The organism is Rahnella sp. WP5, from assembly GCF_000745615.1.
Classification (GTDB): Bacteria; Pseudomonadota; Gammaproteobacteria; order Enterobacterales; family Enterobacteriaceae; genus Rahnella; species Rahnella aceris.
In genome coordinates, this window is record NZ_JQJR01000007.1 from 148,209 (window position 1) to 171,428 (window position 23,220).

A 23,220-nucleotide genomic window follows, 5' to 3' on the forward strand; every position below is an offset into this window, starting at 1 on the left:
TTTGAGGCTTTATGGAAACCGGTTTCCATGGCTTCAGGGAAAATGTGCGAACCTGTTCATAAAATTTCACGGTGATTGTCCGGCAATGTGAAACGTTTCACATTTTGCGCATTTTTCATTCGCGCAGTAAGAAACTCACGCTACAGGAAAAACCAGATAACAATTATCACGGAGGGATTAAATTACTCATCAGCAGGATATTTAAAACCGTCAAAAATCAAAATAAGACCTGATTAATATCACGCACTATGTGATGTTAAAAATTGATATGGAATGATTTTGTCGGTGGGAAATTAATCAATACATTGTCCGGCATTCACCGCTTATTATCTTTAAGGAATGCCTGATGCCGGCGTTTAACACCTGTAAAATTACACGATGTATTCTGCTGGCGTGTTGCCTGCCCAATATCGCCATCATGAGCGCCAGTGCGGCAAATTACACCCTGCCACTGCTGCTGACGAACAATCAAAAGCTGACCTTATCCACCAAGGATAACGAAAACATTGTTGCCGATAACCCGCTGATAAAATATGGCATTATGGTGAAAAATGGCGCAGAACTGACCCTCCTGGCTAACACGTTCAACGCGTCCGGCAGCCAGCTTGGCTCCTCCCTTTCCGCTCAAAATGGTGGGATAATTAATATCGGAAAGGATTCTGTTGTTAATCACAACAGCACGTTATCCGGTATTTCTCATGCCATCACGGTCCAGGATGAGAACAGCGTATTAAATATTAATGAAGCCACGGTAAATTCCAATAATGCCGCCGTGGTGATTAATGATAACGCCTCGGCAAATATGCTTAACGCCACAATTAACGCCAATAACGCGGATAATGCCGTTGAGGTGAATAATGGCGCCACGCTGAATGCCACCGGGCTGACTGTTAATCATCTTTCGGGAATGTCCAGCAGTTCGGCAATAGCCATCAACAATGCCGATGCCACATTACTCAATACGTCACTTTTGTCTCAGGTTCGTCAGGGCATAAGTATCGACGGCTCCGCTGACCGCTTCTCAAATGTCACTTATGATCGCGGAACCATCATCACGCAGAAAGATCAGAGCAATGCCGTGATGTTGTCGTTCGGTAATTTACAAATGAAGAATGTCGACATCCACACCTCCGGGCAATATGGCAACGGCGTGATGCTGGAAAACGACAGCAATGTACGGATCAACGGCGGATCCATTACCACGAAGGCGACGTCCACTAACGGCATAACATTCCTCGGCGCTAACAACCTGATTCTGGAAAATGAACTGCTTATTTCCACACCGGGCAATGCCTCCGTCGGCCTGTCACTGAGCGGCGCCCCCATGACAGACGATCAGTGGCAAAACGTTCGCATTGATAACGCGACCATAAACAGCGGCAATATCGGCATCAGCAAGATTTACAACGGTAATGCGCAACTGATCATCGAAAATACCGCTCGCATTGTCGGTATTAACGCGGCCATGACCTTTGCCGATAACGGCATCAGTACGGTGAATGTCAGCGGCAAAAGCCAGATTATCGGCAATATTATCAATGCGACGACGGCGAAAACCGATGTCACACTGGATGCCTCCGTGCTGACCGGCTCGGTGCAAAACCTCAATTCACTGGCGCTGAATAATCAGTCGGTGTGGAATCTGACTGGCGATTCCGTCCTCGGTAATTTATCGCTCGATAACAGCCTGCTGAACTTCACCCAACCGCAGCAGGGGGCATTCCACACACTTACCGCCAGCACGCTTTCCGGCAACGGTGCCCTGAATTTCAACACGCAACTGGGCAGCGATAATTCCCCCACCGATTTACTGCATGTTCAGGGTAACGCCAGCGGCAATTTTGGGGTGCTGGTGCGCAATGCCAGGGGCAATGGTGCGCTGACGACAGGCGACGGGATCCGTCTGGTGCAGGTGGATGGGGATGACACATCGTCGCTGAAATTGCTGAGAAAAGTCAGTGCGGGGGCATACGATTATTATCTCTATAAAGGCGGCAGTACGTCGCCAAAAGACTGGTATCTGCGCACCTGGCTCGAACCGGTGCCGCCGCCGGAACCAGTGCCTGATCCTGACCCGACCCCTAACCCGACACCGGAGCCCACACCGCAACCTGCACCCACACCTAAACCGGTGATCGCCTACCGGACGGATGTCGTGGGTTACATTGCCGCGCCCTTCCTTAACCGGCAGTACGGCTTTAGCTCAATGGGGTCTTATCACGAACGTACCGGCGATAGCGTCAAACGTGCTCAGGATGGCACATGGGCACGCGTCGGCGGATCGCATGATAATTATGATGTAGGTCGCTTCAGTTTTGACAGCGACATTCGTTATATCCAGATCGGCAAGGATTTGTATCAGGATGAGACACCGCGCGGGAATAATGTGCATGCCGGGGTGATGATTTCGCTGGGGGATCAGAAAACCAGCAGCTCGGACAGCGCCCGCGGGCTGGTCGGTGAATCCACCGATACCGGAGATGTGTCTACCGATGCTTACGGCATTGGCGGCTATTACACCGTGAAGACCGACAGCGGCGCGTATCTGGATTTCGTCGGGCAAGTCACCGATTACCACACCGAATTCCAGAGTGAAACGGAAGCTAAACAGGACGGCTACGGCGTGGCGCTTTCAGCGGAAAGCGGCATTCCCTTTGCAATAACCCAAAGCTGGAGACTCGAACCCCAGGCGCAGGTGATTTATCAGTATCTGCATATGAGAGGGTTCAATGACGGTATTGCCGAGGTAGCGAAAACCGTCGACAACAGCGTACAGGCACGCGGCGGTTTGCGGCTTTCTCATCAGCCTCAGGTAGATCAGCCCAACATTACGCCATACCTGAATATCGACGCAGTATCGACGCTCAGCGATGCGCCCGCCGTCACCATCGGCAGCACTGAGATTTCGCCTGATTTCTCGCAAAGCGCCTGGAAAGCAGGTGGCGGGATCACGGCGCCATTGAGTAAAAATGCATCGTTTTACACCAGCGTGAATTATCAGCGTGGCTTTGACGGAAAACAGGAAGGTTACCGGGGCAATATCGGTATTAATGTCAGCTTCAAATGACGAATGAATGATGCAAAAAAAGGCGATGCCGGAGCACCGCCTTTTGCTTTTGACTTCACCATGATCAGACTGGCGGCAGGTCAAACAGCAGAATTTCGCTGTCTTCCTCTGCGTGAACGGACAATGCCGTTTCATCCCAGATCGCCAGCGCATCACTCTGCCCGGCTTTCTTACCGTTGATGGACACGGTGCCTTTTACCACCTGGATCCACACGCGGCGGTCAGCCTGAATCTGATAAACCGACTGTTCATCTTTTTTCAGCGCCCAGCGGGACAACTCCATATCCTGGAACACTTTCAGCGAACCGTCGCGGGCATCCGGTGAAAGCACTAACTGGCGACCCTGCGGCGCATCGAACATGCGCTGTTCGTAACGCGGTTCCAGCCCTTTTTGATTCGGGATAATCCAGATCTGATAAAGGTGCAGTTTACGGTCGCTGTTACCGTTGTATTCAGAGTGTGTCACCCCGGTCCCGGCGCTCATAATCTGGAATTCCCCCGCCTGGATCTGTTCTTTATTGCCCATGCTGTCCTGATGTTCCACGGTGCCTTCCAGCACATAGGTCAGAATTTCCATGTCTTTATGCGGATGCTTACCAAAACCCTGTCCTTCATCGATAAAGTCTTCATTGATCACCCGCAGTGCGGAGAATCCCATGAATTGTGCATCGTAATAATCGGCGAAAGAGAAGGTGTGCCAGCTTTCCAGCCAGCCGTGACTGGCGTGACCGCGTTCTTGTGCCTGACGTAAATAGATCATGTTCAACTCTCCTCAATGTTTTCTCTAGTCTAGTCAACGCCTGAGAATAAGAAAGCGTAAAAACTTCACCCCTCTGTTCAAAAAATATGAACAAATGCAGGTGACTCAATCCAAAGGATTTGAGGAAGGTTGAGGTAAATTGTTCTTGTACAGGTTGCTTAATTACCCATCGGTACAATACTCAAAGAAGAAACTCCTTAAGGTAAATTAATGTGACATCTGTTTCCGGAAATTATCATGATTAACCGCCGCGAGTTGATCGCGGGAATAACCGGTGGTGTAGTGTCGGCGGGATTATTTAAAGCCGTTGAAATTAATCCGGATAAAATGATTAGCGCGAGCAACATTATGGCGTTAAGAAACCTCTCTGCGCCTGCTGACCGGACCTGCGCGATGGTTTTGGGATATTACTTTGCCGGAGATGGTGCGCCAAAACTGGTTTACTGGGATGCGAACAGTGAGAAAGAGGCCAATCAGGGCACCGTTATTTCCTCGTTAAAATCCGCTAAAGGCCGCTGGTTGCAATTACATAACGGCGTCATGGATTTTCGTCAGTTTGGTATAGTTAACCGACAAAATGCTGCAGATGCGGCACTGAAGGCGATGATCAGTGATCCGCTTATTCACCGGATTGAAGCACATACCTCGCTGAATTTCATGTCGCGCCATCGCTTTAACCGTTCGAATATCACCCTCGATTTTAATGGCCAGACAGTGACCGCGACAGGACTGGAAACCCTGGCAGATGCCAAAAATAATTACCTCTCCGCTATTTTCTCTTTCAGGGGAATAGCAGAAGAAAAAACATCAATATCCCTTCTCAGGGATCCTTTGCCTTTATTGTCAGAAATCTATCCGGTAGATGACAGCAGCTTATATCCTGTCGGCCAGTGGTATTGCCTGGAATCGGACAAAGTCTCCGGCCACTGGGAACGCAAAATACAACGACTGGTGCAGGTGACAGAATACATTGATGAAACGCATATCCGGCTCAATTACAGAAGCGGCTGGGCGCTGGACGCCCAAAGTCAACTGCACTGGCGCAAAGTCACGCCGGTTGAAAATGTCTGTATTCAGAACATGCAATATGTCGCAGAGGGGCAGCTGGCTAATAGCAGTTCCCAGCCGGTCGCCTTCGAATATGCCATTTATTGCGATGTTCTGAATGTTCATGCTCAGGGGACATTCTGGTCAGTCATTTTCCGTCGCTGGAACACCTTCTTTCGCACTGAACAATGCTCGCTGACTAATCCACCTTCGGTTTCCTGGGGCGGCGCAGGCTATCTGACTCAGCAAATTTACTGTCAGTATGGCGTGATTACGGACTGTACGGCATCCAATGCCCGGCATCTTAACGATTTCACCGCCAGCTCTTCCTGCGTGGTAAAGCACTGTCACAGCAACGGTGACAGTTCCGGTGCTTTCGTCACCCACGGTCAGTATGAACATGATCTGCATTTTACGGCCAACTCCGGCATCCTGACACTGGCCAATTCCGGCAAACCCTGGGGACAGTCGGCGGCACGTATTGTCATCAACCAGCACCATTGTTCTATGCTGACAGCCGACACGCACGTTACTGATCTGACCTTAACGGATGTGCACATTTACCGGAGTGTGGAACAGGATAATCTCGGCATATTGCGCCTGAATTGCGACGGACTGACGGTGCAAAACTGCAGCCTCAGCGGAGAACTGACATTACTGCAAAACAGTCAGCGCAGTATCAAAATGAACGTATTCGAAAACTGCGGGTTCGTACTGGATCCTCGCCATGATTCCACTATCAGTAACCTGGCGCCGGATGACCCGTTTATTGTTTCCCATCCGGCGGCCGAAGCCCGGAATTCCATTAATGGCCGTTCGCTGCTGTATTTTTCCCATTGCCAGTTTAAAGGAACGGACAAAGATGTTTCGCTGTTAATTAAAAATAAAGAAGTTAACTTTAACGCCTGCCGTCTTGAAAATGTGTCCCTTATTTTAACGGCTGATGAACCTCAGAAAATCGTTATTAATGGTGATTCCACACTGTCCAGTGATCAGGCCTCCCGGCCTTTACTTTCACGGACCGGCGAACATCCTGTGACCTGGCGATTAGGCCCAATGCAAACTGAAGTGACCGGTGACGATCAGCTTCATATTCACATTACCGCCGGTATTAATCATTATCAGGCGCATCACGTGACATTCACGCACGGTAAGCGGTTATTCACAGATAAGGCATTTTCCCGTCCGTCTTATTTTATTGAACAGAACAATATCATGATAAATACCCGATCCGTTGTGCCAGCCAGTACAGGGCCGCATATTGTGGTTGAAAATACGGAGATATAACAAAATAAAGTGGCTCACCTCTGAGCCTTAAAAGGATTCACCCATGAAAACATTCAATTCTGTATCCGCGCTGAAGAATCATAAAATACGTCTGGATCATAATGTCTTCGTTAATGGTTATTTTCAGGCCGGTGACGGCGGCGGCGGTCATTATCACTGGGACAAAAACTGCGTTCTGCCCGCCAATAACGGCACAGTCATCCCTTCTGACCACTCGGACACCGGACGCTGGCTGCTTATCCATCAGGGCGTGGGCGATTTCCGCACTTTCGGTATTCTCAATGCTGAGCAACCCGCCGACGATGCGCTGGATGCATTAGTCAATGACCCGGCCATCAGCCAGATCTTCGCTTTTTCAGATTTGCTTTTTCAGCGCCGCCATCGTTTCTCACGCTCAGACATCACCCTGGATTTCCAGAACAACCGGGTTTTCACCACCGGCATTGCCAGCGCACCGGTCAATGACCCGTTTGCCGCCGTACTGTTCTTCCGGGGCACGGTGACCGGCACCCCCGTCTCCTTCACGCTGACAGAAACGTTGCAGGAGCAAACGGATATTTTCCCGGTCGCGGATTCGTCACTGTTCAGCGTGGGCGACTGGTATGCGGTGCAGGTTGCACCGGTGAAAGGCGCGGCGGAACGCGAGCTGCAAAAGCTGGTGGAAATCATCGCGATTCCTGACAGCACGCATATTCAGATTGGCTATTACAACGGCTGGGAACTGCTGGCCGGCAGGGTGATCAGCTGGCAGAAAGTCGAACCGGTCGCATTCGTCACCATCAAAAATATGCAGTTCTTCGGGGCGGGGGCTGATCAGATCACCGGCAGCCATCCGGTGGCGTTCGAATACGGTGTTTACACCAATGTCGAAGGGATCCATTCGACGGGCTCGTTCTGGCCGGTGGTGATGCGACGCTGGAATACCCATTATCTGACGCAGCAGTGCTCTCTCATTAATCCGCCGAACACCGCCTTTGGCGGTGCCGGATATCTGACACAGCAAATCTATTGTCTGTATGGACATGTCAGTGATTGCAGCGTGGCGAACGCGCGGCATTTAAATGATTTCACGGCGTCGGCATATTGCCTGGTCGAGAATTGTCACGCCAGCGGACAGAGCGCGGAAAAAGGCCCGTTCGTGACTCACGGTCAGTACGAACATGATCTCACCTATACCGGCAACTCCGGCCTGATGACCTTTGCCAATTCCGGTGCCACCTGGGGAGGCAGCGCCAAACGTATCAATGTACGTAAGCACGTCTGTCCGTGGTTTGTCGCCCGCTCCGGCGTGAGTGAACTGACGCTGGAAGATCTGGTGGTGATCACCAACGAAACTATCCCGCAGTCCGGGATGTTGTGGGTGAATGCCGACGGTTTGCAGATGACCGGCTGTACCGCTGACCGCACCCTGATTATCAGCCAGGCATCGCAACGCGCTGCGCGCCCGAACGTTATTCGTCAGTGTCAGTTTTCCCTGCAGGAGGACGGCGCGCCGGTAGTACAAAGCAACGTCACTGCCGCCATCACCTTTACCGATACGGTATTTAATGACATCAACGGGCATTCATTTGACAGCACGGCGCCGGTGAATTTTGTCCGCTGTACGTTTAATGCCACCACCGAATTTGCACCGCTCACGCTGAAATCCTCCACACTGTCGGTTCAGGCATCGCAGTTTAATCAGGTCGGCTTCACGCTTTCCGGCACTGCGCCAAAGCAAATCGATATTCTTTCCTCAACCCTGACGCAGGCAACGTTCGACTTCACCGACGTCGCCGCACAACCCGCCAGTTCACTGATGTTCCTTAATAACCGTTTATCCGGCAGCACCGTCATCGCCCAACCACCCGCCGGAGATCGGGTGATATGGCAGCAGAATATGAGTTTTCCCTGAAGCAGGATTTTTCGAAAGAATGTGAGTCGCAGGAACGCGGCCAGCGAGCGACCCCATAATATGAAAGGAAGTTTTTTCGAAATAGTTTGAGTGACAGGAAGGCGGCAAGCGAGCGAATCCCCGGGAGCATACACAAGTATGTGACCGGGGTGAGCGAACGCAGCCAACGCATCCACAGCTCAAAATATGAAGAAAAAAAAGCCAGCACCCGGCTGGCTAAGTAATACTGGAAGCAATGTGAGCAATGTCGTGCATTCATGGGGACCCGTTTGACCTTGGTGTGAGGCCATCCCCGGAACGCATGGCAATAATAATCATTATCATTCGCACTTGTAAAGCGTTTTTTTCACCAAACATTCGATTGACAGTTTTCCTATTCCTGATAAATGTAGAGGATATTCAAACAGTAACCACAAAAATAGGAGTGTCGCCATGAGCGAAATAGTCATTCGTCACGCTGAAGCCGCAGATGCAGAGGCGCTTCAACACCTATACGCTCAGGTTCCTGTTTACAGCGACACCCTGCAACTCCCTTATCCACCCGCCACGCTATGGGAAGACCGCCTTGCCAATGCCGCACCCGGCCGGTTCGCGCTGGTTGCGTGTATCGACGGCAAACTGGTGGGCAATCTCACCCTGATGGTTGAGCAGCCGTGGCGACGCCGCCATGTGGCGACTTTCGGTATTGGTGTGGATACGCAATTTCAGGGAAGAGGCGTCGGCAGTCAGCTGATCGCTGCTGCCCTTGAGTTGTGTGACAAATGGTTGCACGTGATCCGCGTCGAGCTGACGGTTTATGCCGATAATGATGCCGCAATCGGGCTGTACAAAAAGTTCGGTTTCAGCGTTGAAGGCCTCAGCCCGAGCTACGCAATGCGCGACGGCGAGCTGGTGGATACGCTGCATATGGGGCGCATCCGTGGCGTACGGCAACCGGTTTAATCAGCACTGACAGAGGCACTGGTTTCAGCCGGAGGCTGACGTAACAGCAACCGGACGACCAGCGCCAGCGCCATCAGCACCAGCAGTGCCGAGCCAAGATAAATCGCATCAATGCCAGCCTGCGCCATCAGCACACCGGCCAGCGGGCCGGTAATCCCCAGAGATAAATCAAGAAATGCCGAATAGGTCGCCAGCGCGCTGCCCTGATTTTCCTGCGGCAACTTTTTGACTGCCACCACGCCCAGCGCCGGATAGACCAGCGAGAAACCCACACCGGTAATGAAAGCACCGGCCATTGCAGCCCACGCCGTCGGGGCGAAAAACACCATAATCAGCCCGGCAATCTCCACCACAAAACAGGCCAGCGCCACACGCAATCCGCCAAAACGGTTGATGCTGTTGGGCAATAACAGCCGCATGCCGACAAAGGCCACACTGAAGAATGTCAGGGAAAATGCCGCGCCCGGCCAGCCTTTCGCGGCATAAAACAGGGTGATGAAGGTGGCAATCACCCCAAAGCCGGTGGACGCCAGCGCCAGCATCATGCCATAAGGCAATATTTTCCCCAGCACCTGGCGGAACGGGATTTGCGCCGGGGCTTTTGTGACCACCGGCGGCTTGCGCCACGCGGTGATGAGCGCCGTCAGCGCCACCAGAATGATGCACACCGACAGCAGCGTCAGGCCGCCGAAACTGAAAATCAGCACACCGAGTGGCGCACCGATCGCCATCGCACCGTAAGTGACCACCCCGCTCCATGAAATCACTTTGCCGATATGCAGGGAGCCGACCACGCTGATGCCCCACAGCGTCGAACCGGTTCCGGCAAAACTTTGCCCGGCACCAAGCATCACGCGCCCGAGACATAACAACGCCAGACTGACCGCCGGTGTGGCGTCAAATCCCAGTGCCAGCAGATAGAACACGCCGCTGAGCAGGCAGCCGCTCAGCCCGAATATCACCACCTTTTTTGGCCCGACTTTATCCGCATAACGCCCGGCATAAGGGCGGCTCAGCAGCGTCGCGAAATATTGCAGGCTGATGACCAGTCCCGCCCAGAAAGCACTGTAGCCGAGATGCTCATGTACATAACCCGGCAGGATCGCCAGTGGCAGGCCGATGGTCAGATAGTTGGCAAAATTGAACACCAGAATCGAGAGAATTCGCAGCGTGGTCTTTGACGGACTGGTGGCAGTCAGGTCGGGCGAAGCAGCGTCAGGCATGGAAAGTCGCGTCTCACAAAAAAGGGTTCTGGCATGTTACAAAGCCGTAAATGAGTGTTTGACTTTATTAGCAATGGCTTGCTTTCGCAACAAATTGAACCGTTGTTTTACTCAGGCTTCCCCGTACTGCCATCAAAGTGACACATCACTGTCATGCGCGCTGATTATGGTCGGGAGACTTCAACCGGAGGACATCCTATGTTCAGCATGGATACCCTGTTTCAGGATCTCGACCCGCAGCAGAAAACCCCTTCCTGGCAACGCAAACTGTTAAAAATCCTGTTCCGCGAAAAAGAGTTTCACCGTTTCGCCGATCAGTATCCGCACCTGAAAGGCATTGATATGGCCGAGCAGGTACTTGAACATTTTAATATCCGCTGTGAACTGACCGAGCGCGACCGGGAGCAAATCCCGAGCTACGGCCCGGTAGTTATCGTAGCGAATCATCCGATTGGCACGCTGGACGGACTGGCGATATTACATGCGGTGGCGTCGGTACGTCCGGATGTCAAAGTGGTGGCGAATCAGTTGCTGTCGCTGGTGTCTTCGCTCGGCAGCCTGATGATCCCGGTGGATAATATGGGCAACCGCACGCGGCGCAATCAGGTCACACAGATGCAGGAACATCTGGAGAATCAGGGCGTGCTGATTGTCTTCCCGGCGGGTGAAGTATCCCGCATGAGTTCGAAAGGTGTGCGCGACGGAAAATGGCACACCGGATTTATCCGCCTCGCCGCCAAAGCCCGTGCACCGGTGGTGCCGGTGCATATCAGTGGCAGCAACAGCGCGCTGTTTTATCTCAGTTCCATGATTTACCGCCCGCTCAGTACGCTTTTACTGGTACATGAAATGTTCGGCCAGCGCGGCAACAGCCTGACGCTTAAAATCGGTGCGCGCATTCCGTATACCAGCTGGCACGATGGACAAATGCAGGCGGGCGATCTGGCAGCGCGTTTTCGTAAACACCTTTACCGCCTCGGCGCTGGCAAGCCGGGTTTGTTCCACACCGAAACATCGATTGCCCGTGCGGAAAACCGTGCGGTACTAAAACACGCGCTGGAAGCCAGCGAAGTGCTGGGCAACACGCCGGACGGCAAAATGATTTACCTCTATCGTCGTCACGGTGAAGACACTGTGCCGATTTTGCGCGAGCTGGGGCGTTTGCGCGAAATCGCGTTCCGCGCCGTGGGCGAAGGCAGTGGTCGCCGCCGTGATCTCGACGGCTATGATGATGATTATTATCACCTGGTTTTATGGGATCCGCAGGCGCTGGAAATTGTCGGTGCTTACCGGTTCATCCCGACCGCAGAACAAGTCGCCAGCAAAGGGCTGAACGGGATCTACAGCCAGAGCCTGTTCCACTATGGCCATCAGATGGACCCGATTCTGGCGCAGGGTATCGAACTCGGGCGCAGCTTTATTCAGCCCGCTTACTGGGGCAAACGCGGGCTGGATTATCTGTGGCTCGGCATCGGCGCGTATCTGGCGAAATATCCGCAGACCCGTTATCTGTTTGGTCCGGTGTCGATTTCCGGCGGAATGCCGCTGCCCGCCCGTGATTTACTGGTGGCGTTTTACCGCCTGTATTTCTCCCCGGCATTACCGCTGGCGACATCACGACGTCCGTATCCGGCTTCGCTGCCTGATGTGTTAGCACAGTTTTGCGGCGATGATTATCAGGAAGACTTGCAGCGCCTGAAACGCCTGCTGGCGAATCTCGGGTGCAGCATTCCGGCGTTGTATAAACAATATTCCGAGCTTTGCGAAACCGGTGGTGTGCAGTTTATTGATTTCGGCAGCGACCCTGAATTCAACAACTGCATCGACGGGTTAGTGCTGGTGGATCTCAGCCAGTTAAAACCGGCGAAGTTTGAGCGGTATATTGCAGTGCATCAGGCAGAATAGATCACCGGGCTTCTCCCTCTTTAACGGGGGAGGAGAAAAACGTCTCTTTCCCGCAGGTTGCCTTATAGTCATCCGCCATTGCCATTTTCAGCAGTAAATCATGACCAATGTAATTGCTCCAGTTGAAGGTATTCTGTAAAACCACTACCGCATTTTTATGCTTCTTATCAAAACCAATATAACTGGAATAGCCGCCGATATAACCGACCTGGTAAGTAATAATCTGGCCATCTTTATAATCCGTGACCCAGGCAATATTGGCCGCTTCTATTTTTCGCTGGAAATAGACTTTTTCCGTCACCTGAATGGCGTCACTGAGATCGCCTGGTTGTGAATCATCAATATGCGCCCGCAGATATTTCAGCAAGTCATCAGCATTACTGTAAAGGCTGGCCGCCGCTACCATATTATTCGAGAAATGCCAGTCGGGGACGACCTCGCCACGGCGGATAAGTTTAGGCTGATCTCCCGCATGTCCAATCGCACGATACGGATAGGCTTTTAACTGGCTGGCATAAAAACTGGTGTTACCCATTTTTAAGGCATTAAAAATAAAGGCATAAGATAATTGCTGGATATCTTCACCAGTTTTCAATTTCAGAATATAACCGAGCAGTGCATACCCTAAATTAGAATATTGCGGCACAAGCAATAATGGCTTTTTAAATGATGACAGATTATCCACAACGGCGTCGCTGTCCAGTTCATGATAGAAGTTGTCGCCGGTATATAAATACCTGAGAAAACTTTCCAGCATATCTTTGGTCATTTTCTGACGGGGCAATCCCGAAGTATGCGTCGCCAGTTGCAGCAGAGTGATATTTTTGGCGTCCTCGCTCAGCGGAATATTTTTTGGCAGTAAATCTGCCAGTTTGTCATCCCACTTTAGCTGCCCTTTGTCGACCAGCCCCGCCACCACTTCTCCCGTCACGCCTTTACTGACCGAACCAAGCGCAAACAGCGTTTCGCCATCAATCTTGTAGCCGTTCACCGCGTTGGTATAGCCATAACCCCAGGTTCTGGCCGCGCCGTTATTTCTGATGATCCCGACCGCCATGCCGCTGGATTTTTCTCTGTGCAGATATCGCTGCGCGACGGTATCCACCATGTCGTCAAGATTTTGGCTACAGGCAAGCTGCTTCACTTCATGAGGATTTTCCTCCACCTGCATTTCAGAAAGTGTACCGCATGACGTCAAAAGCAGAGGAAGCATGATGCTTAAACCGGTAAATCGTCCCGTCATTCTTTTCATTTCATTGATTTATACAGCGCAATAGCACGGTAACAATTATGGGTAAACATCAGATGACCTTGTGACAGAGAAAGAGACATGCCGGATGGCGCAGTGCAGGCCGCAGACTGGGTTATTTCTTCGCGCTTTTCAATGAGAAATTGCTGTGTTCCTGATGTTCTTTTCAACAAACCTTCCTGCCCCTTCGGGAATAATTCAAAAACCGACTCAATGAGAATGAAAAATTTCTTTAAATGCATAAAAAATCACTTTAAACATGCCCACCACGAACACTGCATTAACGTAAATTGTTGAATTAGATCGGTTTAATTAATGTTGACGCAACATTTGCCGATAACCTTGATTCACATCCTGCCGCTTTCCTGAAGGCGGGACTTTTAAAATCAGGGGAAAATATGAACATCACACAGCGTCTTTTACTGACGTTCTCGCTGCTTTCTGCGGCCCTTATCACAATGGGCATCGTCGCGATCATGTTGATTTCGGGTTTCCAGAACCGGTTTGAATATGTTCAGGTCAATACGATCCCTTCAATTAAGGATCTCAATAATCTTATTGATCAAAGCAATAAGCTTTCTCTCACCCTCTATAAACATCAGAGCCAGACTGATAACAGCAAAATGTCTGAAGTAGAAACCCGCATTCAGCAACAGATTACCGGGTTAAAAACGCTGACAGATTATTATCTGCAGCACGACATCTCAGATGCTGAAGATGAAAGGCTGACGCACGTGGCTTTCGACAATATTCGTAAAGTGGAGGAGGCGCTTCCCGCCTTTCTGACCTCTTCACGGGCACATCAGGACGAGGTCACTCTGGCAATGATTGAGGGCGATGACAGCATCGGCGGGGCTATCCGTCAGCTCATCTCCGATTACCGAAAGCAGCTTACCTTAAATATCAACATTGGTGAGGAGCTGCGGGCCACCAACCACAGCATTTTCAGCACCACACTGTGGGGAATGGGCGGCAGCGTAACGATCATTATCCTGCTGTTGGGATCCCTTGCACTGGCCACCATCCGTCGGGTACGAAAAAGCCTGCTGGACATCGGGGGGATTATGGCCGTTGCCAGCGAGCGGCTTGATCTGACAGTGAGCGCCGATGACAGCCGTCATGATGAAGTGGGCAACATGGCCCGCGCGTTCAACAACCTGATGCAACGCGTATCCGGAGCGCTGCTGTCTGTGAGCGCGGCTTCCCAGTCCGTCAGCAGCGCCTCGGCACAAATCGCGGCCGGTAACGAAGATCTCTCCTCGCGCACCGAGCAGCAAGCGGCCTCTCTGGAACAAACGGCCGCCAGCATGACCGAGCTCAGTGAGACGGTTCGCCAGACGGCTGACAACACGCGTCAGGCCAGCCAGCTGGCGGGTAACATGAATGCGCTGTCGGAGAAAAGTGCATCATCACTTGAGACGATGCTGGGTACGATGGGTGATATCCGCAGCAGTTCGCGCAAAGTCACTGAGATCATCACGCTTATCGAAGGCATCGCCTTCCAGACCAATATTCTGGCGTTAAATGCTGCCGTAGAAGCAGCACGAGCCGGTGAGCACGGTAAAGGCTTTGCTGTTGTTGCCGGTGAAGTCAGAAATCTTTCACAACGTTCGACCACCGCCGCGCGTGAGATCAAAGAACTGATCGACCTTTCCTACAGCCTGATCGAAGCCGGTGCCCATCAGGCGGGCGATGTCGGCGAGAACATGAACTCCATGGGTAATGCCATCCGTCAGGTGACTGATTTGGTCAACGAGATTGCCGCAGCGGCAACAGAACAGAGTCAGGGAATTTCTCAGGTGCATCAGGCGGTCAATCAGATGGATGACGTGACCCAGCAGAACGCCGCGCTGGTTGAAGAAGCCTCTTCAGCCTCGCGCTCGTTGCAGGATCAGGCGGATGGCCTGGCGAGACTGGTCGGCGAATTCCACCTCAGCAACGCCACGGCTCAGCATCAGTCCCTGGCAAAACCGGCGCAGGCACTTGCCGCCCTTCCACGCAAAGAAAAGCCGGGTGCGCTCTCAGCCAATGAGGCCGACTGGCAAAGCTTCTGATCAGGCTTTTACCGTCGTCTTATTACCGGGAGAACGTCATTATGGAAAATCTTCAGGAGCATACCGGCCATCTGGAAAAACACAGGGCGCTGGTAGAGAGCTTCGAACAGATGGCGGCGCTGGTGAATCAGCTTGCTACGGGAGAATACCGGTCGCTGGATTTGTACATTAATAACTGCCGCCATTTTCGCGATCGCAGTCTGGAAGTTCAGGCGATGCTGGCAGATAAACGTTTTGAAACATACCTGATGCGCAATGATATTACGCTGTATTACAGCATTCACAGCGTAAATATGGCCTTCGGCATGATGACCAACATGCTGGAAAATTTGAAAGGTTTTTTGTCCTGAGAATGTGTTACCGGGGATACGGTAACGCGGCACGGGGTATTTTTTAATCTTTCCCCTGAAGGATCACTTGCTCCTTCAGGGGGATTTTTAATTCACCGCGCAGACAGCACGTCCTGATGACGATATGGAATAAATAGTTTTAACTGCCACGAACAGCCACCAGATCCTGCGCACATGCCCACGCCGAGCTCCATGCCCACTGGAAATTGTATCCGCCCAGCCAGCCGGTCACATCCACCACTTCGCCGATGAAATACAGGCCGGGGACTTTCGCTGCCGCCATCGTTTTTGAAGATAATTCTTTGGTATCGACGCCGCCGAGTGTGACTTCCGCCGTGCGGTAACCTTCGGTGCCGTTCGGCTGTACCTGCCAGTTTTGCAGTTGCTCAACCAGTTCGGCCTGCTGCGGCACGTTCAGCTGTTTCAGCGTCACGTCCGGCAACTGCCCCAGCGTTTGCAGGCATTCGACCAGACGCTTCGGCAGTTGCATTGCCAGCGTGTTTTTCAGACTCTGATTTGGGTGTTCCTGACGCTGTGCATTCAGAAACGCCGCCAGATCGACATCAGGAAGTAAGTTAACGCTCACAAACTCGCCAGGCTGCCAGTAACTGGATAGCTGTAAAACGGCCGGGCCGGACATGCCACGATGGGTAAAAAGAATGCTTTCACGGAAGACAGTGCCGTCTTCAGCAGTAAGCACCACCGGGACTGACACCCCGGAAAGCGTCTGCAAGTGATCGAGCAGCGGCTTGTGCAGGGTAAATGGCACCAGACCGGCGCGGGTCGGCAGTACTTTCAGGCCAAACTGTTCCGCCAGACGGTAACCGAAGGGTGTCGCGCCCAGCCCTGGCATGGAAAGCCCGCCGCTGGCAATAACAAGTGAGTGAGTGCTTACAGTTGAGCCATTCACTTTGATAACAAAGCCATTTTCGGTTTTCTGCACGTCGGAAATCTCGCTGCGCAAGCGCACATCGACATTGCCCTGCTCGCATTCTTTATCGAGCATGGTGACGATTTGCTGCGCCGAGTCGTCGCAGAATAGCTGCCCGAGCGTTTTCTCGTGCCAGGCGATGCCGTAACGGTTGACCATATCGATGAAATCCCACTGAGTGTAACGTGCCAGCGCGGATTTACAGAAATGCGGGTTTTCGGAAAGATAGGCAGCGGGTTCGGCATAAAGGTTGGTGAAATTGCAGCGTCCGCCGCCTGACATCAGAATTTTTCGCCCGGTTTTTTTGCCGTTATCCAGCAGCAGAACACGGCAGCCACCCTGTCCGGCCTGTGCTGCGCAGAACATGCCTGCCGCACCTGCACCAATGACTACCACATCAACCTGTTCCACTTTTGGCCTCTCTTTTCCGGAAATTCAACTACGTTTTAGATAAGGTTTGCCCTGTTAACCGGGGCTTTGAGTCGCGGATTGTAAGGGACGGAGGGCTGTTAAACCAGCCAGACAGACTGCTTGCCGGACGTCGTAAGTAAATGTTTCTGCGTTCAAAGGAGGAATAACATATTGATAGATAAATATTTAATTGAAATAAAGCCAAACATTGAACTGTTTTTAGTCAAAAAAATGTCATATTTTCCTTTTCCCGTCCCCCTGTTCTCGCAGATAATGCGCGGCGTTCATGACCACTAACTGGCGTAACAATTATGCTGCATCTATTTGCCGGATTGGATATTCATACCGGTTCGTTATTGATTCTCGCGTTACTGTTTGTTCTGTTCTATGAAGCCATTAACGGTTTTCATGATACGGCCAACGCAGTGGCAACCGTCATCTATACCCGGGCAATGCGTTCGCAATTAGCGGTCGTGATGGCAGGGGTATTTAACTTCTTTGGCGTCCTGCTCGGTGGTTTGAGTGTGGCCTATGCCATCGTTCATTTACTGCCAACCGATTTGCTGCTCAATGTGGGTTCTGCTCATGGCCTTGCCATGGTGTTCTCTATGTTACTGGCCGCGATCATCTGGAACCTCGGTACCTGGTATTTCGGCCTGCCGGCGTCCAGCTCCCACACCCTTATCGGCGCCATCATTGGCGTAGGGCTGACCAATGCATTAATGACTCACACTTCCGTGGTCGATGCGTTAAACATCCCTAAAATGATTGGTATTTTTGCTTCGCTGATTATCTCTCCGCTGGTCGGGATGATTATCGCCGGTACCATGATTTTCCTGCTGCGCCGTTACTGGAGTGGCAATAAGAAACATGCCCGTATCCACCTGACACCGGCGGAACGTGAGAAGAAAGACGGCAAGAAAAAGCCGCCATTCTGGACACGTACCGGTCTGATTCTGTCGGCTATCGGCGTGAGTTTCTCTCACGGCGCTAACGATGGTCAGAAGGGTATCGGTCTGATCATGCTGGTGCTGATTGGCGTGGCGCCAGCCGGTTTTGTGGTGAATATGAACGCGACCGGTTACGACATTACCCGTACCCGCGACGCCGTGACACACCTCGGCCAGTATTATCAGCAACATGTTGATGCCGTGCCGCACGTGGTTGCACAGACGCCAATGGTGCCTGCACCGGACGTCAATATCGCACCGACCGATGAGCCTAAAGTGTTCCACTGCGACAGCAGCCACGCACTTGACGCTATCGGCCGCGCGCAAACCCTGCTGACCAATCTTCAGTCTTACAGCGACCTGGCACCGGAAGAACGCAGCCATATGCGTCGCCTGCTGATGTGTGTTTCTGATACTGCGGATAAAGTGGCCAAGCTGCCGGAAACCTCTCCTGCGGATAAGCGCTTCCTCGGCGAGCTGAAAACAGACATTCTGCAAACCGTCGAATACGCGCCTATCTGGATCATTATCGCTGTGGCACTGGCACTGGCGCTGGGTACGATGATTGGCTGGAAACGTGTCGCAACCACTATCGGTGAGAAGATTGGTAAGAAAGGCATGACCTACGCACAGGGTCTGTCTGCACAGCTCACGGCGGCGGTCTCCATCGGCGTAGCCAGCTATACCGGCATGCCGGTATCCACCACGCACGTGCTGTCTTCTGCGGTCGCAGGAACCATGATTGTCGATGGTGGCGGTGTGCAGTCGAAAACCGTGAAAAACATCGCGATGGCGTGGGTCTTAACCCTGCCTGTGTCGATTGTGCTCTCCGGTGTCCTGTACTGGATTGCACTGAAGCTGATCTGATAATTGTCTGACCGGCATGAAATAAAAAGGCGACCTTGCTCAGCAGGTCGCCTTTTTTGTTTCCTTTTTCACGCATCCTCCCTCGCGTTTCTTTCCGTTTCTAATACCAAATCAGCATGGCTAACATACTGATTAATATTAAACCGACCAATGCTGTTGTCAGGATAAACTGACCGCGAACCCGTTCACAACGGCGGATAAACTCAGGATCGTGATGTTCAACGTAGCGCTGAGCATAAATATAGCGTACCAACCTTATTTGCTTGCTGGGCTGACCGTGAGATGTAAAAAACCCTCCTCCATCAACGTACTGATACAGCAGCGGATCACACCCTCGCAGAACCACCAGCAATGCGCGCAAAGAAGAGTAATAGCGCAGCATATTCACTACACACACAAAACATAAAGCCCAAAACAGCGCAACGGGACTGATCATGATTCCCCCTCAAGGCGAACTGACACCGCGCAATGCGCCCGTCGTGCTGGCACACACCCGGCGTTTCGCCCTGCCTTTCCGCAATTTCACACCCCCGGGCTACGTTCGCCCGCCCTCTTGCCCTATCACAGAAGATTGCCAAAACAGGAGACGCCTGCATTATTCAGTGTAGGAAACGAATCCGTAACTGTTCATATTATTTATATCTATACATAGCCGGAAACGGAAATGGGATCTGTATGCTTGATTTATTTAACCCTTTTGGCGCTATACTGAAGTCATGAGTTTTGCATGATGCTGATATTGCTATTAACCGACTTATGGAAGGAGTTTTCTTATGGCTTACAAACACATACTTATTGCTGTGGACTTGTCACCGGAGAGCAAAGTTCTGGTCGAGAAAGCCGTTTCCATGGCGCGTCCGTATAACGCCAAAGTGTCCCTGATCCACGTTGATGTAAACTATTCAGACCTGTATACCGGTCTGATCGACGTTAATCTGGGTGACATGCAGAAACGTATTTCCGAAGAAACGCATCACGCGTTGAACGAACTGTCGCAAAATGCCGGCTATCCGATTTCAGAAACCCTGAGCGGCAGCGGTGATTTAGCGCAGGTGCTGGTGGATGCCATCAACAAATATGGCATGGACTTAGTACTGTGCGGCCATCACCAGGATTTCTGGAGCAAACTGATGTCCTCCGCACGCCAGCTAATCAACACCGTTCATATCGACATGCTGATCGTGCCGTTGCGCGATGAGGAAGAAGAAGAATAAGAGGCGTTGTTGCTACTTTAAAAAAGCCCGCTGGTTTTCACCTGCGGGCTTTTTTTTATGACAGTAGTGGAAAGACGTTACAGCAGCGGCTTTCTATAACGGCGTATAGATATCAAACCGGTGGCTCTTGGTCACCACGGCGGCCTGTGCGGGGATGTCGGCCATCGGCGGCGCATAGTCCGGGCGTTTCACCACAATACGTTTGGTCGCTAAACGGCGTGCCGGTTCCAGCAAGCCATCGGCATCTTCGTCCGGGCCGACCAGTCCCTGAAATACCCGCATCTCTTTCTTCACCAGCGCACTTTTCTGTTTGTGCGGATACATCGGGTCGAGATACACCACTTCCGGCTTTGGCGAAAGCTCAGCAAGCGCCGTCAGGCTTGAGACGTGCAGCAGTGTCATACGCTCGCGCAGCCACGGGCCAATTTCTGCATCGCGATAACCACGCGCCAGCCCGTCATCAAGCAGTGCCGCGACCACCGGATTACGCTCCAGCATCCGCACTTTGCAGCCCAGAGAAGCCAGCACAAACGCATCGCGGCCCAGCCCGGCGGTCGCGTCGACAACATCCGGCAGATAGCGCCCCTTGATGCCGACAGCTTTGGCCACCGCTTCACCGCGTCCGCCGCCAAATTTGCGACGATGCGCCATCGTGCCGCCGACAAAATCGACATAAATCGCGCCGAGTTTTGGCTCATCACGCTTACGTAATTCCAGACGTTCAGGCGTCAGCACCAGTGCCATCACGGCATCCGGGTCAGACGTCAGATTCCAGCGCTGCGCCAGAACAGATAAGGCGCCTTCATCGGCGCCTTCTTCACACAGTAAACACACACTCACAGGCAGAGGTTATCCTTTAATTCCGTAGTGGCGCAGCATAGCATCCAGCTGCGGCTCACGCCCGCGGAAGCGTTTGAACAGCTCCATCGGCTCTTCGGAACCGCCGCGCGACAGAATGTTATCCAGGAACGACTGACCGGTTTCGCGGTTGAAAATCCCTTCTTCTTCAAAGCGGGAATAGGCATCTGCAGACAACACTTCCGCCCACAGATAGCTGTAGTAACCGGCCGCATAACCGCCTGCAAAGATGTGGCTGAAGGCATGCGGGAACCGGCCCCATGAAGGTGACGGCACCACGGCAACCTGTTTCTTGATTTCAGCCAGCGTTTGCAGGATTTGCGCGCCTTTAGCCGGGTCATATTCCGCATGCATACGGAAATCGAACAGGCCGAATTCCAGCTGACGCAGGATAAACAACGCCGCCTGATAGTTTTTCGCCGCCAGCATTTTATCCAGCATCTCTTTCGGCAACGGTTCGCCGGTTTCGAAATGACCGGAGATGAACGCCAGTGCGTCCGGCTCCCAGCACCAGTTTTCCATAAACTGGCTTGGCAGCTCGACGGCATCCCACGGCACACCGGCAATACCGGCGACTCCCGGCGTGTCGATGCGGGTCAGCATATGATGCAGGCCGTGACCGAATTCATGGAACAGCGTCGTGACTTCGTTATGGGTAAACAGCGCCGGTTTGTTGCCGACCGGACCGTTAAAGTTACAGGTCAGGTACGCGACCGGTTTTTGCAGTTCGCCGTCGGCTTTACGCATGCTGCCAACGCAGTCGTTCATCCATGCGCCACCGCGTTTGTGTTCGCGGGCATACAGGTCGAGATAGAAGCTGCCGCGCAGGTCGCCGGTTTCATCGAACAGGTCGAAGAAACGCACGTCTTTATGCCAGGTTTCTACGTCTTTACGTTCTTTGGCGGTGATGCCGTAAATGCGTTTCACCACTTCAAACAGCCCTTCCAGCGCACGCTGCTCAGGGAAGTAAGGACGTAACTGTTCGTCGTTGATGGAGAACAGATGCTGTTTCTGTTTTTCGCCGTAGAACGGCAAATCCCAGGCTTCCATTTCGTCCACACCGAAATGTTCTTTGGCAAAAGCACGCAGTTGGGCCAGTTCCTGCTCGCCCTGCGGACGCGCACGGGTTGCCAGACCGCTCAGGAAGTCGATCACCTGTTTCGGGCTTTCGGCCATTTTGGTGGCGAGAGACATATCCGCGAAGGAATCAAAACCTAACAACTGAGCCAGTTCGTGACGCAGCGCCAGTTCTTCGGCCATGACTTCACTGTTGTCCCACTTACCGGCATTCGGACCCTGATCGGAGGCGCGGGTAGCGAATGCGCGGTACATCTCTTCACGCAGTTCACGGTTTTCGCCATAGGTGATCACCGGCAGATAGCTCGGGATATCCAGCGTCAACAGCCAGCCTTCCTGCTCTTTCGATTCTGCCAGCGCTTTCGCGGCGGCCAGCGCACTTTCCGGCAGACCTTTCAGGTCATTCTCATCAGTGATGAGTTTGCTCCAGCCCATCGTGGCGTCGAGCACGTTGTTGCTGTAGGTCGAACCCAGTTCAGACAGACGCGCGGAAATTTCGCCATAGCGTTTTTGTTTATCCATCGGCAAACCAATGCCGGACAGCTCGAAATCACGCAGCGCGTTATCAATGGCTTTTTTCTGTGCCACGGACAGCGTGCTGAAATGTTCGCTGTCTTTTAAATCGCGGTAGGCCTGATACAAACCGGCGTGCTGCCCGGTCCAGGTGCTGAATTCAGACAGAATCGGCAGGCACTGCTCGTAAGCTTCACGCAGTTCCGGGCTGTTTTTTACGGCATTAAGATGCCCCACCGGCGACCAGATACGGCTCAGGCGGTCATCACTTTCGGCCAGCGGTTGACACAGATTTCCCCAGGTATAAGGCGCGCCCTGCGCGACAACACGTTCGATCGTCTGACGGCTTTCTTCGATAGCGGATTTCATCGCAGGGACAATATGTTCAGGCTTGATCGCAGAGAAAGGAGGCAGGGAGAACGGTTTTAAGAGCGGATTCGACGCGTTTTGCTGTTCAGTCATAGGGCCAGTCCTTCGTAATAGCGTTTGGGGCTGATGCGCCTGTGGCGCACCACGCCGTGAATTCGGGTCGTCTTAAAGATGACGTAACTTCTAACATGCGGTCAAGTTATGGGGAAATCAATGGGTGGCGGCGGGATAGTCTTTAATGGATAATGCCGC

At 52.4% G+C, this 23,220-nt stretch carries 17 protein-coding genes; 9 read left to right on the forward strand and 8 right to left on the reverse strand.

Features of this window, described 5'->3' with window-relative positions; all coding sequences use genetic code 11:
* The first annotated feature begins 346 nt into the window (after positions 1-346).
* Positions 347-3,067: an autotransporter family protein gene (locus EX31_RS05085; protein WP_037033728.1), complete on the forward strand. Its 2,721-nt coding sequence runs from the start codon at positions 347-349 to the stop codon at positions 3,065-3,067.
* A 64-nt stretch (positions 3,068-3,131) separates the two neighbouring features.
* Here EX31_RS05085 and EX31_RS05090 read toward each other — a convergent pair whose 3' ends face one another.
* On the reverse strand, positions 3,132-3,827 hold the full coding sequence (locus EX31_RS05090) for a pirin family protein (RefSeq protein WP_013573537.1): 696 nt from the start codon (positions 3,825-3,827) through the stop codon (positions 3,132-3,134).
* 237 nt (positions 3,828-4,064) lie between these two features.
* On the opposite strand from EX31_RS05090, the gene EX31_RS05095 reads away from it, so the two are divergent.
* From EX31_RS05095 to EX31_RS05105, 3 genes are all read left to right on the forward strand, one after another.
* Positions 4,065-6,161, forward strand: coding sequence for a hypothetical protein (locus EX31_RS05095; protein WP_037033730.1), 2,097 nt, complete (start codon positions 4,065-4,067; stop codon positions 6,159-6,161).
* A 43-nt stretch (positions 6,162-6,204) separates the two neighbouring features.
* A complete protein-coding gene (locus EX31_RS05100; protein WP_051930994.1) occupies positions 6,205-8,055 on the forward strand; it encodes a hypothetical protein in 1,851 nt (616 codons plus the stop codon).
* Between the two features lie 432 nt (positions 8,056-8,487).
* Positions 8,488-8,997: a GNAT family N-acetyltransferase gene (locus EX31_RS05105; protein WP_037033731.1), complete on the forward strand. Its 510-nt coding sequence runs from the start codon at positions 8,488-8,490 to the stop codon at positions 8,995-8,997.
* Here the strand turns inward: EX31_RS05105 and EX31_RS05110 are convergent.
* Positions 8,994-10,220, reverse strand: a complete 1,227-nt coding sequence (locus EX31_RS05110; protein ID WP_037033732.1) for an MFS transporter — start codon at positions 10,218-10,220, stop codon at positions 8,994-8,996. The two genes, EX31_RS05105 and EX31_RS05110, sit on opposite strands and share 4 nt — an antisense overlap.
* Positions 10,221-10,418: 198 nt before the next feature.
* Between EX31_RS05110 and EX31_RS05115 the strand changes: the two genes are divergently transcribed.
* Entirely contained in the window at positions 10,419-12,125 is a 1,707-nt protein-coding gene (locus EX31_RS05115) for a bifunctional ornithine lipid synthase OlsF (protein ID WP_037033733.1), read from the forward strand.
* A 1-nt stretch (position 12,126) separates the two neighbouring features.
* On the opposite strand, the gene EX31_RS05120 is transcribed toward EX31_RS05115, so the two are convergent.
* The gene (locus EX31_RS05120; protein WP_051930995.1) at positions 12,127-13,377 is read right to left on the reverse strand and encodes a serine hydrolase domain-containing protein; all 1,251 of its coding nucleotides are present in this window, start codon (positions 13,375-13,377) and stop codon (positions 12,127-12,129) included.
* Entirely contained in the window at positions 13,374-13,616 is a 243-nt protein-coding gene (locus EX31_RS05125; protein WP_013573530.1) for a hypothetical protein, read from the reverse strand. The genes EX31_RS05120 and EX31_RS05125 overlap by 4 nt, the downstream gene beginning before the upstream one ends.
* A gap of 156 nt (positions 13,617-13,772) precedes the next feature.
* On the opposite strand from EX31_RS05125, the gene EX31_RS05130 reads away from it, so the two are divergent.
* Both EX31_RS05130 and EX31_RS05135 read left to right on the forward strand, forming a co-directional pair.
* Positions 13,773-15,428: a methyl-accepting chemotaxis protein gene (locus EX31_RS05130; protein ID WP_037033735.1), complete on the forward strand. Its 1,656-nt coding sequence runs from the start codon at positions 13,773-13,775 to the stop codon at positions 15,426-15,428.
* 41 nt (positions 15,429-15,469) lie between these two features.
* Positions 15,470-15,778 carry a hypothetical protein gene (locus tag EX31_RS05135; RefSeq protein ID WP_037033736.1) on the forward strand — a complete coding sequence of 103 codons (309 nt, stop codon included), beginning with the start codon at positions 15,470-15,472 and terminating at the stop codon, positions 15,776-15,778.
* Between the two features lie 139 nt (positions 15,779-15,917).
* On the opposite strand, the gene EX31_RS05140 is transcribed toward EX31_RS05135, so the two are convergent.
* Positions 15,918-17,120, reverse strand: a complete 1,203-nt coding sequence (locus EX31_RS05140) for a BaiN/RdsA family NAD(P)/FAD-dependent oxidoreductase (RefSeq protein WP_037033737.1) — start codon at positions 17,118-17,120, stop codon at positions 15,918-15,920.
* A 311-nt stretch (positions 17,121-17,431) separates the two neighbouring features.
* Between EX31_RS05140 and pitA the strand changes: the two genes are divergently transcribed.
* Positions 17,432-18,937 carry an inorganic phosphate transporter PitA gene (pitA, locus tag EX31_RS05145; protein WP_037033738.1) on the forward strand — a complete coding sequence of 502 codons (1,506 nt, stop codon included), beginning with the start codon at positions 17,432-17,434 and terminating at the stop codon, positions 18,935-18,937.
* Between the two features lie 100 nt (positions 18,938-19,037).
* Here the strand turns inward: pitA and uspB are convergent, their stop codons facing one another.
* Positions 19,038-19,373, reverse strand: coding sequence for a universal stress protein UspB (gene uspB, locus EX31_RS05150; protein WP_013573525.1), 336 nt, complete (start codon positions 19,371-19,373; stop codon positions 19,038-19,040).
* A 337-nt stretch (positions 19,374-19,710) separates the two neighbouring features.
* Here uspB and uspA point away from each other — a divergent pair, with 337 nt between their 5' ends.
* Positions 19,711-20,151: a universal stress protein UspA gene (uspA, locus tag EX31_RS05155; RefSeq protein ID WP_013573524.1), complete on the forward strand. Its 441-nt coding sequence runs from the start codon at positions 19,711-19,713 to the stop codon at positions 20,149-20,151.
* A 93-nt stretch (positions 20,152-20,244) separates the two neighbouring features.
* Here the strand turns inward: uspA and rsmJ are convergent, their stop codons facing one another.
* Positions 20,245-20,991 carry a 16S rRNA (guanine(1516)-N(2))-methyltransferase RsmJ gene (gene rsmJ / locus EX31_RS05160; RefSeq protein WP_037033739.1) on the reverse strand — a complete coding sequence of 249 codons (747 nt, stop codon included), beginning with the start codon at positions 20,989-20,991 and terminating at the stop codon, positions 20,245-20,247.
* Positions 20,992-21,000: 9 nt separating this feature from the next.
* Positions 21,001-23,061: an oligopeptidase A gene (gene prlC / locus EX31_RS05165; protein WP_037033741.1), complete on the reverse strand. Its 2,061-nt coding sequence runs from the start codon at positions 23,059-23,061 to the stop codon at positions 21,001-21,003.
* Between the last annotated feature and the right edge of the window lie 159 nt (positions 23,062-23,220).

Coding starts and splice junctions, on each gene's coding strand:
- EX31_RS05085 (WP_037033728.1), top strand. CDS start 347: ATGCCGGCGTTTAACACCTGTAAAATTACACGATGTATTCTGCTGGCG.
- EX31_RS05090 (WP_013573537.1), bottom strand. CDS start 3,827: ATGATCTATTTACGTCAGGCACAAGAACGCGGTCACGCCAGTCACGGC.
- EX31_RS05095 (WP_037033730.1), top strand. CDS start 4,065: ATGATTAACCGCCGCGAGTTGATCGCGGGAATAACCGGTGGTGTAGTG.
- EX31_RS05100 (WP_051930994.1), top strand. CDS start 6,205: ATGAAAACATTCAATTCTGTATCCGCGCTGAAGAATCATAAAATACGT.
- EX31_RS05105 (WP_037033731.1), top strand. CDS start 8,488: ATGAGCGAAATAGTCATTCGTCACGCTGAAGCCGCAGATGCAGAGGCG.
- EX31_RS05110 (WP_037033732.1), bottom strand. CDS start 10,220: ATGCCTGACGCTGCTTCGCCCGACCTGACTGCCACCAGTCCGTCAAAG.
- EX31_RS05115 (WP_037033733.1), top strand. CDS start 10,419: ATGTTCAGCATGGATACCCTGTTTCAGGATCTCGACCCGCAGCAGAAA.
- EX31_RS05120 (WP_051930995.1), bottom strand. CDS start 13,377: ATGAAAAGAATGACGGGACGATTTACCGGTTTAAGCATCATGCTTCCT.
- EX31_RS05125 (WP_013573530.1), bottom strand. CDS start 13,616: ATGCATTTAAAGAAATTTTTCATTCTCATTGAGTCGGTTTTTGAATTA.
- EX31_RS05130 (WP_037033735.1), top strand. CDS start 13,773: ATGAACATCACACAGCGTCTTTTACTGACGTTCTCGCTGCTTTCTGCG.
- EX31_RS05135 (WP_037033736.1), top strand. CDS start 15,470: ATGGAAAATCTTCAGGAGCATACCGGCCATCTGGAAAAACACAGGGCG.
- pitA (WP_037033738.1), top strand. CDS start 17,432: ATGCTGCATCTATTTGCCGGATTGGATATTCATACCGGTTCGTTATTG.
- uspB (WP_013573525.1), bottom strand. CDS start 19,373: ATGATCAGTCCCGTTGCGCTGTTTTGGGCTTTATGTTTTGTGTGTGTA.
- uspA (WP_013573524.1), top strand. CDS start 19,711: ATGGCTTACAAACACATACTTATTGCTGTGGACTTGTCACCGGAGAGC.
- prlC (WP_037033741.1), bottom strand. CDS start 23,061: ATGACTGAACAGCAAAACGCGTCGAATCCGCTCTTAAAACCGTTCTCC.